Here is a 13,346-nt window from a genome sequence, read left to right as displayed (position 1 = left end):
CTGCATGAAGCATCGGGCGGATCGGGCTCGTCGCGGCATCGGCGGGGTGAGTGCCGCGCTGGTCGGGCTGCTGCTGGCCGGCTGCGCCCCGGCGGCGCCGCAGCCCGCTCCGGCTCCCGTTCCGCCCACCCCGAGCGCCGCCGCGCCCGCTCCGGAACCGACCCCCGAACCCAGTCCCGAGCCGCAGACGCCGCTTGCGCTGGTGGTGCATGCGAGCAATCCGATGCTGGAGGTGAGCGAGCAGGCCGCCCGCGCCGTGCTCGACCAGGGCGCCGACGACTGGGCGGATCTGGGACTGCCGGCCGGCCCGCTGACGGTGGTCACCTCACTGCCGCTGGTGCCCGGCGCGGAGTCGTACGCCGATCCCGGTGCGGCCCTGGAGCGTGTCCGGCAGCGCCCCGATGTGCTTGCGGTGGTACCGGCCGATGCGGTCGATCCGAGCGTGCGGGTGCTGACCGTCGGTGGCCGCCACCCGCTCGCCGACCCGGTGGCATATCCGCTGCGCACCGCGGGGCGCCCGCCCGAATCCGTGGCGCGGGTGACGATCGTCGGCGATGTGATGCTCGGTCGCCGGGTGGGTCAGCGGCTCGCCCGCGGCAACGATCCGGCCGCGGTGTTCCGGCCCCTGGCCGACCGGTTGGCGGCCGCCGATCTGACGGTCGGCACCTTCGAGGCGTCGCTGTCCGACGACGGCCCGCCCTTCCAGGGTGGGGATTCCTTCAGCGCCGATCCCGAGGTGGCACTGCCGGGGCTGCGGTCCGCCGGCTTCGATGCGGTCAGCCTGGCCAACAACCATGTCGGTGATTTCGGGGAGCGGGCGCTGCTGCAGACCTTCGACCTGTTCGATGAAGCCGGCATCGCGCGGTTCGGCGCCGGCCGGAATGTTGCCGAGGCGCGGGCGCCGCGGATCCTGGAGGTGAACGGACAGCGGATCGCCTTTGTGGGCACGGAATCCATCGAGGGTGTGGCCGCCGGGGAGAACTCACCGGGGGTGAACCGGTTGTCGATGCCGCCGCGGACCGGGCCGCTCAACCTCGCCCAGCGGGAGGCCACCACCCGGGTGATCGAGGAGGTGTCGCAGCAGGCGGATGTGGTGATCGTGATGCCGCACTGGGGTACGCAGTACACCCATCGGCCGGAGGCGTCCCAGCGCGATACCGCGCAGGCGTTCGTCGATGCCGGGGCCGATGCGGTGATCGGCAGCCATCCGCACTGGGTGCAGGGCTGGGACCGGGTCGGTGATGTCACCGTGGTGAACTCGCTGGGCAATTTCGTCTTCGACATGAATCAGTCGGCGCAGGTACGTCAGGGTGTGTTCGTGGAGCTGACGATCTGGGACGGTCGGGTGGTGGCGGTCGACCCGGTCGCCTACGAGATCGGAGATGACTTCGCCCCGCGGCTCGCCGGAAACACTGCCCGGGAAGACATTCTCGGCGACATCACCGGTACCAGCACTGGTCCGTACGCCCGTCCGACACAGTGACGCCACGTTCCTCGAGTAGCTCGCGCAGCGAGCGTCCCTTTCACGTTCCTCGAGTAGGTCGCGCAGCGACCGTGTCGAGAGGTGCGAGGCGTGGTTGCTCATCTCGACACGCTCGGCATTGCGCCGCTTCGCTGCGCATGCCGCGCTGCTCGATGAGCGTGCGGAAGCCTAGTCCTGGTTGGGAATCAGGGCAGGTTGGGACTCCGGCGGAGCCGGTTTCTTCGGTCGCTCCGCCTGCTTCGCGTACTGCTCCGATGCGGATCGCTGTTCGGCCTGGTCGCGGGCAGCTTGGCGTAGGTCGCGGAGGCGTTGCTTCTTGCGGGCGCGGCGGAGTCGCTCGCGTTCGCGGGCTTCGTCGGCTGCTTGTTCGGCTTCGGCCCGTTCCTTCTCCAACTGGGTTCGCCCGTTGCCGAGGGTGTCGCGGAGGAGTTGTTCGGTCCGGGAGAGCGAGGCGGCGGGATCGTTGATCAGGTGATCGGGTGGTGGATGGTCCCAGGTCCCGTGGCGGTTGACCCAGGCCTCCTGCCCGGCCGGGGTTTTCCAGTGGAACACCCCGGGTGAGGGTTGCTCGAGGGTGAATCCGGCGTGGGTTCTGGCGCGGTGGGCTGACCGGTTCAACGGCCCCAGGTTGCCCGAACTGGTCGGCCCCTCCGGGGCGGGGATCGTGTGGTCCAGATCGATCCCGCGGCCGAACGCACTGCGATTCGATCGGGGGAACATCACATACCGGTCCCGCAGCTTCACCCGCTGCGCGAGTTCGTCGCTGGGTCGGTAGGTGTTGACCATCACCGGCGCGGCCAGGTCGATTACCGGCCGCACCTTCACGGTCCCGGTGCACCGGGCGAGCAGCTCCTTCAGGTGTTGCAGGGTGACCGGTCCGAGCGCTTCGCCTTCACCGCCGCGGCGGTTGGCGAGGTCCTTCTGGTGGACGTGCAGGATCAACTCCGCACCGTGCCGGCACCGCTCGCCGGTGGGCGTGACGATCTCGCCATCGCGGTTGATCACCTCGCCGGTGGGGGTGACGGTGGCGCCGTCGAACAGGGAGGGTTGCAGGAGTTGCCGGGCCCGATCGGGATGCGCGAGGTGCCCCAGGGCTTCGGCACGCAGCTCATCACGACTGGCGGTGGAGCCACCGGCCTTGAGCACATCCGCCAGCCGATCCAAGGTGCCGTTCAACTGGGCGGCGTCACCGGCGTCGAGGTTGGCGTAGAGGTCGGTGATGCCAGCGATGGTCCGGCTGGGGGTGAACTCCACACGACGCTGTTTCTTGGCGGCCTGGCGTTCGGCTTCCTTGTCCTCGTTGAGGATCAACGCGACCTGGGCCTCGGTCGTCGCTACCGCGCGCTTGGGCGTGAGGTTGATCAGCCGGAGTGACCAGAGGGAGTCGAACTCGCGGGCCTGGGTGAAGGACAGCTGCAACGCGGCCCGGGAGACGTCCCGGGCGACCCAGACGGGGATGTCGCAGTCCAAGGTGGCCTGCCACAGGATCGGATGCCGATGGCGCAGATTCAACACGTCGGCGGTCCACACCTGCGCGGTCTCCGGTGAGCAGCCCAGCGACATGGCCAACTCGAGGTGGAAGAACTCGGTGATGCCGGGCGTACCGTCCGCACCGGGGAACACGAGTTGTTCACCGTGCAGGACGTGGGCGGTCAACTCGTCGGTGTGGGTGTTCAGTCCGGAGTAGGTGTCGCAGGCGGCGGCGATCGCGACCAGGCGGCGGGCTTCGGTCTGGGCGATGGTGTCGCTTTCGGCGCGGATCGCTGCGAAGACTTCGGCTCGTGGGTTGGTGGTCATCTTTGGTCACCTCCTCTCATCTGCTAGGTCAAACAATAGTCATGGTGTTCGAATAACTCAAGGGGTTTGAGGAAAGTTTCTGGATTCATCTCGACACGTCGGCCATTGCTCCGCTTCGCTGCGCATGGCCGACTACTCGATGGACGTGGGGGCTTGGCTTCGACTCCCTCCTTCCTCGGTCGCTCAGCCGGCGCAGGGGCGTGCCGCTTCATCTCGACACGGTCGCTGCGCGACCTACTCGATGAACGTGGGGGCTTGGTTTCGACTCGTCGCTGCGCTCCTCGCTCAACCGGCGCAAGGGGCGTACTGGTTCATCTCGACACGGTCGCTGCGCGACCTACTCGATGAACGTGGGTAGCGGTCGCTGGGCGACCTGCTCGATGGATGTCAACCGGTGGGGGAGCTCAGCCATGCCCAGGCGAGCTGGCCGACGCGTTCGAGTTGGCGGGGGTCGATGACGTCGGGGGTGTCGCGGCGGGAATGGTAACCGGCGTAGGGAACGCTGCCGATCCGCGCGGCCGGCAGCCCGGCCTTCTCGAAGGACCAGTGGTCGCTGGCGCGGTTGTTGTCGGTGGGCTGCACCGGTACCCCCACCCGATCCGCGGCAGCACGGAGATCGTTGCGTACCGGCAATCCCCGCGGTCCACCGTTGCTGATCGGCACCCGATCGGAGCGGACGCCGACCCGGTCCAGGGAGATCATCCCGGCCAGCTCACCGGGCTGTCGGGCCAGCTCGTCGACATAGAACCGGGACCCGTAGTGATGGTTCGCATCCCCTTGCGCGCGGGGTTCCTCGGCGCCGAAGGCGATGAAGCGGACCTGCTGATTCTGTTCCTGGGCAGCCATTCGGGCCAGCTCGAGCATGACCGCCACTCCGGAGGCGTTGTCCTCCGCGCCCGGTGCCACCGCGATCGTGTCCAGGTGTGCGCCGACGATCCGATAGGGACGGGCCGGGTCGAAGCCGAACGGTTCGGCGATCACGTTCGCCGAGCTCCCCGCCGCCACCGGCGTACCCCAGGAGTCCCCGGCCGGTACCTCGAACTCCTGTCGCGCCACCCGGAATCCCAACCCCGCGAAGCGTTCCGCGACCAGACCCGCGGCCCGGTCGAACTCCGGGCCGGTGGCCAGCCGCGGCCCGATGTCGCCAGCCAGGGTCCGGACATCGGCGATCGCACGCTCGGTCTCGAAGACCGCCGGCACCGGTGACGGTATCGCGCTGGGTGTCGGCGTCGGTGCAGGGCTCGGCGTTGGCGTCACACTGGGCGCCGGGGACGCCGTCGTACCGACCGCCGGGCTCGGTACCGGTTGGCCGGAATCGCTTGCGGTGCAGGCAGAGGTGGCGATCACCGCGGCCACGGCCAGTCCGGCCGCGCTGCGGCGTACCGTCTGCCGGTTCCGATCCGCCCTCATGCACCAAGGGTAGGAAGGCGGCCAAGGGAGGAGTGCGTTCATCTCGACACGCTGCCCCGGCTCCGCTGCGCTGCGCCGGGCCAGCTACTCGATGAACGTTGGCTTCGACACACTGGCCCGGCTCCGCTGCGCTGCGCCGGGCCAGCTACTCGATGAACGTCAGCTCACCAGATCGGCGTCGGCGAGCAGTTCTTCCCGGGTGGTACGCCCGGGGAGCCGGACGGTGAACTCGGCACCGCCCTCGGCGGAGCGGGAGGCCCGCACCCAGCCGCCGTGCCGGGCAACGGTCTGCGCCACGATCGACAGACCCAGACCCGTGCCCGGGGTGTTCCGGGCACGGTCGGAGCGATAGAAGCGGTCGAAGATGTGCGGCAGGTCCTCATCGGCGATACCGGGGCCCTGGTCGGAGATCCGCAGCTGGTCGCCTTCCAGCAGCACGTGGATGGTGCCACCGGGTGGAGAGAATTTCACCGCATTGTCCAGCAGGTTGGTGATCGCGCGCTCCAGGGTGTCCGGCTCGCCGATCAGATAGAGCGGGTTCAACTCGACATCGAAATACAACCCCGGACCGCGGCGGCGTACCCGCTGCAGGGCCGCATTGACCACATCGCGCAGATCCACCGGTTCGCGGGCCGGCCGCACCTGGTCACCGCGGGAGAGCTGCACCAGGTCACCGATCAGCGAGGTGAACTCGGCCAGCTGGGCGGCGATGTCGGAGAGGATCTCCCGACGCGCGCCCTCGGGCAGCATGTGGTTCTTCTCGTCGGCGACCAGCAGCTCGATATTGGTCCGCAGCGAGGTCAACGGCGTCCGCAACTCATGCCCGGCATCGGCGATCAACCGGTTCTGCCGCGCCCTGGACGATGCCAGCGAATAGAGCATCGTGTTGAACTGCCGGGTCAGCTCGGACAGCTCGTCGTTGCCGTGCACCGCGATCGGATCCAGCACATCGGTCTGGGTGACCCGCGCGACCGCCGCCGACAACTGGCCCACCGGGCGTACCGAACTCCGCGCGACCAGCGAACCGACCAGGGTCGCCAGCAGCACCCCGATCGAACCCACCACGATCAGCACGATCCGCAGGCTGTCCAGGATCGCCAGCGTCGGCCCGAGCGGCCGGCCGAGCACCAGCGCGTACCGGCCGCCGGCCTGCGGCAACGGCACCGCCGCGATCCGATACACCATGCCGTCGGTCGTGGTGCCGGTCCGGGTCGAGGAACCCTGCTGCAACCGGGCCAGCGCCAGTTCGGTCGAGTCGAGCTCGAGGCTGACCCGCTCACCGGGGACCCGGATCGTGGTGCCATCGGATTTCAGCAGCACCAGCGTCACATTCAGCGAGCGCAGCGACTCGGCATCCATCCCGCCCAGCGTCTGCAGGTCGCTGCCGGCGATGGACTCGGCGGTCACCTGCGCCATCGAGGTGAGTTCCCGGTCGAGTTGGTCGTAGAGCGAGACCCGGGCAGTGATGTAGCCGGCCATACCGGTGAGTGCGACACCCAGGAACACCGCGACCGCGGTGAGCGTGCCCACCCGGCGTTGCAGTGACGGAGTGCGCAGCCACCGGCGGAGCCGTCTGATCACGGCGCCGATTCTCGAAGCACGTAGCCCACGCCGCGGACGGTGTGGATCAGCCGCTGCTCACCCTCGGCCTCGGTCTTGCGGCGCAGATAGCCGATGTAGACCTCGAGCGAGTTCGCGGTGGTCGGGAAGTCGAATCCCCACACCTCGTTCAGCAGCCAGCCGCGTTCCAGCACCCGGCGCGGATTCTCCATGAAGGTCTGCAGCAGCGCGAACTCGGTCCGGGTCAGGCTGATGTGCCGACCGGCGCGGGAGACCTCGCGGGTCTGCGGATTGAGGCTGAGGTCGGTGAACACCAGCGTCTCGTTGGCCTCCGACTCACCCGGCTCCCCGCCGCCACCGGAGCGGCGGACCAGGGCCCGCAAGCGGGCCAGCAGTTCCTCCAGCGAGAACGGCTTGGCCATGTAGTCGTCGCCGCCGGCGTCCAGCCCGTCGACCCGGTCGCCGACCGCGTCGCGGGCGGTGAGCACCAGGATCGGCACATCGTTGCCGGTGGAGCGCAGCATCCGGGTGGTCTCCAGGCCGTCGAGCCGCGGCATCATCACATCCATGATCACCGCATCCGGGCGGGACGCGGAGAGACGGGCCAGGGCCTCCACCCCGTCGCTGGCGGTTGTCACCTCGTAGCCGCTGTATTGCAGGGAACGGGCCAGGGAATCTCGGACGGCCTGATCGTCGTCAACCACGAGGATGTGCATGGCGCCTATTCTGCCCGGATTCGCGCGATCTCTGCGAAGACTCCCGGCATCGCCGCCTCGATGCTGGCGAGCGTGTCGCCGAAGCCGTCCGCGTCGCCATACCAGGGATCGGGTACGCCGGAACCGGGCTCGGCGTCCGGGTCGAAGTCGGTCAGCAACCGCAGCTTCTCCGGATGCTCGGGTCGCAGGCGCCGCATCCGATCGACGTGCAGATCCTCCATCGCCACCACCAGATCGGCGCCGTCGATCTCTTCACGGGTCACCTGGTGGGCGGTGTGGTCATCGGCCCGGTAGCCGTTCTCTCGCAGCCACTGAGCGGCCCGCGGGTCCATCGGATTGCCCAGTTCCTCCGAGCTCACCCCGGAACTGCTGAACTCGACATCGGTGATGCCCTCGCGTTCGGCGTACGCCTCGGCGACGCGCTCGGCCATCGGGGAGCGGCAGATGTTGCCCCAGCAGACGAAATCGACTCGGATCGGATCACTACTCATTCATTTCAGCCTAGTGGCCCCGGCCAGCAGCGCGGCAGCGGCGGCCACCGCGAACGCCAACCGGTTCGCCCGAGCGATGTCGGTACGCCGCGGAGGCGGGCCGTCGCCGAGCTGGCCGCGGTCCTCGACCTGGCCGGCATAGCTGTTCCGCCCGCCCAGGCGGACGCCCAACACACCGGCGAACGCCGCCTCGATCGGGCCGGCGTTCGGGCTCGGGTGCTGGTGGGCGTCCCGGCGGATGGTGCGCAGCGCCCGGGCCGGTGACCCGCCGACCACCGGCGCCAGCAGCACGGCCAGCTCGGCGCAGCAGCGCGCCGGCAGCCAGTTCGCCAGGTCGTCGACCCGGGCCGCCGCCCAGCCGAATCTGCGGTAGCGGTCCGATCGGTGCCCGACCATGGCGTCCAGGGTGTTGATCGCGCGGTAGCCGAGCAGGCCCGGCAGCCCGGCCACCGCACCCCAGAACAGCGGAGCGACGACCGCGTCCCCGGTGTTCTCGGCCACCGATTCGATGGCGGCCCGGGCCAGTTCGTCGGGCCCGAGGGCGCTCGGGTCGCGGCCGACCAGGCTGCGGATCCGCTCCCGGGCCGCGGGCAGGTCGTCGGCGGCGAGCAGTTCGTCGACGGCGGCCGCCTCCCGGCGCAGGCTGCGCCCGCCCAGTACCAGCCAGGTCGCGGCGATCCGCACCGGGAGCCGCAGCGCGGTGGCCCGGGTCACCCGGTCCAGCCACACCGCGGCGCCGATCGTGCCGCCGACCAGAAGGATTTCGTACGCCACCCCGGCGGCCCGGGTGTCCCGCCAGCAGCGCCGCTCCAGCCGCCGCGCCAGGCGGCCGAAACCGGCGACCGGGTGCCCGCGCCGCGGGTCACCGAGGGCCTCGTCGGCGAGCCAGCCGAGCAGCAGCGCGGGGAGGGGCACGGCGTCAGTGTAGGGCGCGATGGCGCCGCGGGGCCGGTGGCGGTGAGGGGCTGCTGGTCCTACGGTGGAGGTATGTCCAATCCATACGGGCCGAAAGAGAAGCTCACCGCCGAGCAGGCCGTCGAGGCGATGCCGAAGTGGCGACTGGTGCACGGCCGGATGCACCTGGTGGCGAAGTTCTCCGATTTTCGGCGGTCGCTGGAGTTCGTGAACCGGGTGGGCGAGCTCGCCGAGGAGATGAACCACCATCCCGAGATCGACATCCGCTACAACAAGGTGCATCTGGCGCTCAGCTCGCACGATGTCGGCGGCATCTCCGGCCGCGATGTCGACCTGGCCGCGGCGATCGTCCCGGTGGTCAAGGTGTCCGACGGGCAGATCGACCTGGCGGGGCTGAGCGAGACCCAGATCGCGATCGACGCCCAGGACATCGCGGCGATCCTGCCGTTCTGGCAGGCGGTCTACGGCTATGACCAGGTCGACGACGACGAACTCGTCGACCCGAACAAGTCCGGTCCCTCGATCTGGTTCCAGCCGACCGACGAGCGCCGCGACCAGCGCAACCGGATCCACATCGACGTCGACGTGCCCGCCGATCAGGCCGAGCAGCGCGTCCAGGCGGTGCTGGATGCCGGCGGCCGACTGGTCACCGACCAGTACGCCCCCGCCTGGTGGGTGCTGGCCGATGCCGAGGGCAACGAGGCCTGCGTCTGCACGTTCCAGTCGCCGGCCGACTCGCAGGGCTAGGTCAGTTTCAGCGTACGGCCGGCGACGACCAGCCAGACCTCGTCGCTGGCCGCACCGATCGCCTGATTGGTACGCCCCAGCCAGTCGGTGAAGACGCGACCGGAACGGTGGTCGGAGACCAGCCCCCAGCCGACCTCGTTGGTCACCGCGACGGCCTGGTGCGGGTACGCCCGCCACGCGGCGGCCAACGCCTCGATCCGCTCGGCGATCGCGGATTCCCAACCGGACAGGGAATCCCAGGCGCCGGTCTCGCCCAACTGGGCGGCCAGCCAGGTGCCGAGGCAGTCCAGCAGCACCGGGCCGTCCAGCGTGGGCAGCGCCGCGGCGACCTCGGTGGTCTCGATGGTCCGCCAGTGCGCCGGCCGCTGCTCCTGATGGTGCGCGATCCGCTCCGCCCACTCGGGGTCGGTGACCGGATCCGCCTTCGGCCCGGGCGCCAGATAGACCACATTGTCCTGCCCGGACAGGGTTTCCTCGGCCATCCGCGACTTCCCGGACCGGATGCCGCCGGTGATCAGCACCCTCACAGCGCCCAACCGATCAGCAGCGTGGTCAGCGACACCTCGATCGCCGCGCCCATCACGTCACCGTTGATGCCGCCGAAGACCCGCCGGGCACGGGTCACCAGCCAGTTCGCCACCAGCACCGCTGTCAACCCCACCTGCGCCCCGCGCCAGGGCGACAGCCCGGCCCACCAGGCCAGCAGCGTCGCCCCGGCGACCGTCGCCGCCGCACAGGACCAGGCGAGCCAGCCCGGTACCTGACCGGCCAGCGCCCGGCCCAACTGTGACCCGGGCATCGCCGGAATCCCTGCCCGACAACAGATCGCGATCGCCCAACGGGACAGCAGCACCGACCCGCCGACGAGTGCCCAACCGTGCGGCTGCTCGGCCAGGGCGCCGATCGCGACCACCTGCAGGCCGAGCAGCACGATCAGCGCGATGATCCCCATCGGGCCGATGTCACCGCGCTTCAGCACCTCCCGGGCCCGCTCCGGTGACCAGCCGGCGCCGAATCCGTCGGCCACATCGGCCAACCCGTCGACGTGCATCGCCCGGGTCGCCAGCGCCAGCCAGCCGATCACCAGCAACCCGGTGAGCAGATCGGGGGATCCCCACAGATTCCCTGCCTGGGTGATGATCGCGGCGACCAGCGCCAGCGGCAGCACCGCCAGCGGCGCGACGGCCACCATCACCCGGGCCGCGGCCGGACCGGTCTCGAACCGCCCGCTCGGCAGCACGGTGAGCGTACCCACCGCCCATCGCCACCCGTCGCCGAAGGCCGCCATCAGGACCCCTCGCCCAGTTCGCCGAGCAGCGCCATCTCAGCCAGCAGCAGCGCCGCGGACCGCAGCAGCGGCACCGCGGCCATCGCCCCCGACCCCTCGCCGAGCCGCATCCCCAGATCGAGCAGCGGTGTCAGCCCGAGCTTGTCCAGCGCGTACGCCTGGGCCGGCTCGGTGGAGCGGTGTCCCGCCGCGAACCAGGCCATCGCACCCGGTGCGAGATCCTCGGCGAGCACCGCCTCGGCGACCGCGATCACCCCGTCCAGCAAGACCGGTACCCCGGCTTCGGCCGCGCCGGCCAAGAAGCCGGCGCCGACCGCCAGATCCGCCGATCCCAATCCGGCAAGGCGTTCCAGCGGATCGGCGGCGCGCTCACCCACCCGCCGCAGCGCCGTCTCGATCACCGCGGCCTTGTGGGCCCGGCCGGCCTCGTCGAGCCCGGTCCCGATCCCGGCCACCTGCTCCGCGGTCAACCCGAGACCGGCCGCGATCAGCGCGGCGGCCGGGGTGGTGTTGCCGATGCCCATGTCGCCGAGGATCAACAGATCGGTGCCGGCGGCCACCTCCTCGGTGGCGATCTGCCGACCGACCCGGACCGCCTGCTCGGCCTCGGTGCGGGTGATCGCATCGACCCGGTCGATCGATCCGCAGGAGCGGCGCAGCTTGAACCGGGTGACGGCATCGCCGAGGTCGGACAAATCTGCGTCCACCGCGATGTCCAGCACCCGGACCGTGGCGCCGTGCTGGCGGGCGAGCACGTTCATCGCGGCCCGGCCGGCGACGAAGGCCCGCACCATCAGCGCGGTCACCTCGCTCGGATAGGCCGACACCCCGCGCGCGGCCACCCCGTGATCACCGGCCAGGATCACCGCGCGGACCCGCTCCGGCGGTCGCGGCGGGCACACCCCCTGGCAGGCGGCGAGCCAGGCGCCGAGCTCCTCCAACCGGCCGAGCGCACCGACCGGCTTGGCCAGGGTGTCGCTGCGCTCCCGCGCCCGCTGGCGGGCCGCCTCATCCGGTGGCGTGATGGCCATCGACGGCTCCCTCCGCTGCCTGACTGGTCCCCTCGCAGCCTAGTGCCCCAGGGCCCGGCCCAGCGCGGCCGCGAGCGCATCGCTGACCGCCGGTTCGCGGACCGCCAGCCGGAGGTACCGCTCGTCCAGACCGGGGAAGGTGTCACAGCGCCGGACCGCGAACCCCTCCGCCCGCAGCCGCTCCCGCAGCCCCACCGGCCCCCGGGCCAGCACGAACGGTGCGCTCCGCCCGCCGACGATCTCGAGCCCGGCTTCCCGCAGCCGGGTCACCAGGTGCGCCCGCTGCTCGGCGATCGACGCCACCTCGCGTCCGGCCTCGGCCAGCGCCTCGGGGCTGCTCGTCGCCACCATCGCGGCCAGGGCCGGAGTGGACACCGACCAGTGCGGCTGCTGCGCCGCCAGCCGGTCGATCAGCGTGGGGTCGCCGACCGCGTACCCGGCCCGGATCCCGGCCAACCCCCAGGTCTTGGTCAGCGAGCGCGCCACCAGTACGCCGGGCATCACCGGGGCGATCAGGGATTCGGGTTCGGTGGGGGTGGTTTCGACTCGCTCGTTCCTCGCTCGCTCAACCAGCGTGGGGACCGCGTCCATGAAGGCCTCGTCGACCAGCAGCACCCGGCCCGGCCGGGCCAGGGCGCGCAGCGTCGCGGCCCGATGCAGCACCCCGGTCGGATTGGTGGGGTTTCCCACCACCACCAGGTCGGCGTCCGCGGGCACCAGGTCCGCGTCGAGCGCGAAGTCCGGCCCGGGCAGCAGCACCCGCTCGACCGGCACCCCGGCGGCCCGCAGCGCGGCTTCCGGCTCCGTGAACTGCGGATGCACCACCGCGGCCCGGCGTACCCCCGCGCCACGGGCCACCAGGGTGAAGGCCTCCGCGCCGCCGGCGGTCGGGAGCACCTGCTCCACCGCCACCTGGTGCCGCGCGGCCAGCGCGCGGCGGGCCGGTCCGGCGTCGGGGTAGGCGCCCAGTTCGCCGATGGTCCCCGCCAGCACCTCCGCCAACCAGGCCGGTGGTGCGGGCCGGCGGACGTTCACCGCCAGATCGATCAGCGCACCGGCTGGCCCGGCACCCAGTTCGTCGTCACCGTGCCAGCGCAGCGGATCCTCACCACTCGATGCCACGCTGACCCTTCTGGCCGGCGTCGAAGGGGTGCTTGACCTTGGTCATCTCGGTGACCAGATCGGCCTGCTCGACCAGCCGCGGATGGGCACCCCGCCCGGTGATCACCACATGTTGAAATCCCGGTCGGTCGGCCAGCGTGGAACAGACGTCGTCGATGTCCAGCCAGCCCCAGGTGATCGGATAGGTGAACTCGTCCAGCACGTAGAGGCCGTGGCGCTGCGCGGCGAACCGGCGCTTCACCTCCGCCCAGCCCTCGGCCGCCTGGGCCGCGTGATCGTCCTCGGTGCCCTGTTTGCGGCTCCACGACCAGCCGGCGCCCATGATCTGCCAGTCCACCGGCCCGCCCGCACCGGTCTGCTCGTGCACCCCGCCCAGGGCACGCAGCGCGGCCTCCTCACCGATCCGCCACTTGCCGTTCTTGACGAACTGGAACACCGCGATCGACCAGCCCTGGTGCCAGCCGCGCAGCGCCAATCCGAAGGCGGCGGTCGACTTGCCCTTGCCCTCACCGGTGTTGACGGCCAGCAGTGGCCGGTTGCGGCGCTGCCGGGTGGTCAGCCCGTCCTCGGGGATCTGATCGGGCTCGCCCTCGGCCATGGCGTACTCCTCAACCCCGGATGTCACTCGACGCGGAAACGGGATCGGACCCGCTCCTCGGGGGGAGAGCGGGTCCGACCGACATTATTTTTAGCAGACAATCAAAAGTTGAAGTAGTTGGCCGCGCTGAAAATGGACGGCGCGCCGGAAAAAGTCCGGGCCCCCGGCACCCCGAAGCGCCGGGGACC

Annotated in this window: 13 protein-coding genes; 2 read left to right on the top strand and 11 right to left on the bottom strand. The window is 70.7% G+C overall.

Going from position 1 to position 13,346, the window contains the following annotated elements:
• Positions 1-4: 4 nt before the first annotated feature.
• Positions 5-1,483: a CapA family protein gene (locus C8D81_RS10500; protein WP_094431040.1), complete on the top strand. Its 1,479-nt coding sequence runs from the start codon at positions 5-7 to the stop codon at positions 1,481-1,483.
• A 168-nt stretch (positions 1,484-1,651) separates the two neighbouring features.
• Here C8D81_RS10500 and C8D81_RS10495 read toward each other — a convergent pair whose 3' ends face one another.
• The 6 genes from C8D81_RS10495 to C8D81_RS10470 form a co-directional block, all read right to left on the bottom strand.
• Positions 1,652-3,280, bottom strand: coding sequence for a hypothetical protein (locus C8D81_RS10495; RefSeq protein WP_094431038.1), 1,629 nt, complete (start codon positions 3,278-3,280; stop codon positions 1,652-1,654).
• Positions 3,281-3,667: 387 nt separating this feature from the next.
• Positions 3,668-4,690, bottom strand: a complete 1,023-nt coding sequence (locus C8D81_RS10490; RefSeq protein WP_094431036.1) for a M28 family metallopeptidase — start codon at positions 4,688-4,690, stop codon at positions 3,668-3,670.
• A gap of 159 nt (positions 4,691-4,849) precedes the next feature.
• Positions 4,850-6,271, bottom strand: a complete 1,422-nt coding sequence (locus C8D81_RS10485; RefSeq protein WP_229117931.1) for a sensor histidine kinase — start codon at positions 6,269-6,271, stop codon at positions 4,850-4,852.
• A complete protein-coding gene (locus C8D81_RS10480; RefSeq protein WP_094358980.1) occupies positions 6,268-6,966 on the bottom strand; it encodes a response regulator transcription factor in 699 nt (232 codons plus the stop codon). Before C8D81_RS10480 ends, C8D81_RS10485 begins: the two co-directional genes overlap by 4 nt.
• A gap of 5 nt (positions 6,967-6,971) precedes the next feature.
• A complete protein-coding gene (locus tag C8D81_RS10475; RefSeq protein ID WP_094431034.1) occupies positions 6,972-7,457 on the bottom strand; it encodes a low molecular weight protein-tyrosine-phosphatase in 486 nt (161 codons plus the stop codon).
• A complete protein-coding gene (locus C8D81_RS10470) occupies positions 7,458-8,372 on the bottom strand; it encodes a cobalamin biosynthesis protein (protein ID WP_094431032.1) in 915 nt (304 codons plus the stop codon).
• A 72-nt stretch (positions 8,373-8,444) separates the two neighbouring features.
• On the opposite strand from C8D81_RS10470, the gene C8D81_RS10465 reads away from it, so the two are divergent.
• Complete coding sequence (locus tag C8D81_RS10465) at positions 8,445-9,119, top strand: 4a-hydroxytetrahydrobiopterin dehydratase (RefSeq protein ID WP_094431030.1); 675 nt, start codon at positions 8,445-8,447, stop codon at positions 9,117-9,119.
• Here the strand turns inward: C8D81_RS10465 and C8D81_RS10460 are convergent.
• The 5 genes from C8D81_RS10460 to cobO are packed head-to-tail and all read right to left on the bottom strand — an operon-like array spanning position 9,116 to position 13,158.
• The gene (locus tag C8D81_RS10460) at positions 9,116-9,646 is read right to left on the bottom strand and encodes a bifunctional adenosylcobinamide kinase/adenosylcobinamide-phosphate guanylyltransferase (RefSeq protein ID WP_229119554.1); all 531 of its coding nucleotides are present in this window, start codon (positions 9,644-9,646) and stop codon (positions 9,116-9,118) included. The genes C8D81_RS10465 and C8D81_RS10460 overlap by 4 nt on opposite strands.
• Positions 9,643-10,407, bottom strand: a complete 765-nt coding sequence (locus C8D81_RS10455; RefSeq protein ID WP_094431026.1) for an adenosylcobinamide-GDP ribazoletransferase — start codon at positions 10,405-10,407, stop codon at positions 9,643-9,645. The genes C8D81_RS10460 and C8D81_RS10455 overlap by 4 nt, the downstream gene beginning before the upstream one ends.
• Complete coding sequence (cobT, locus tag C8D81_RS10450) at positions 10,407-11,438, bottom strand: nicotinate-nucleotide--dimethylbenzimidazole phosphoribosyltransferase (protein WP_094431024.1); 1,032 nt, start codon at positions 11,436-11,438, stop codon at positions 10,407-10,409. Before cobT ends, C8D81_RS10455 begins: the two co-directional genes overlap by 1 nt.
• 39 nt (positions 11,439-11,477) lie before the next feature.
• Entirely contained in the window at positions 11,478-12,560 is a 1,083-nt protein-coding gene (gene cobC / locus C8D81_RS10445; protein WP_094431022.1) for an Rv2231c family pyridoxal phosphate-dependent protein CobC, read from the bottom strand.
• The gene (gene cobO, locus C8D81_RS10440) at positions 12,544-13,158 is read right to left on the bottom strand and encodes a cob(I)yrinic acid a,c-diamide adenosyltransferase (protein ID WP_094431020.1); all 615 of its coding nucleotides are present in this window, start codon (positions 13,156-13,158) and stop codon (positions 12,544-12,546) included. The genes cobC and cobO overlap by 17 nt, the downstream gene beginning before the upstream one ends.
• Positions 13,159-13,346 lie beyond the last annotated feature (188 nt).

The organism is Enemella evansiae (genome assembly GCF_004362375.1).
Taxonomy (GTDB): Bacteria; Actinomycetota; Actinomycetes; order Propionibacteriales; family Propionibacteriaceae; genus Enemella; species Enemella evansiae.
Note: the sequence above shows the minus strand (reverse complement) of the source record. Positions and strands in the feature narration are given on the sequence as shown.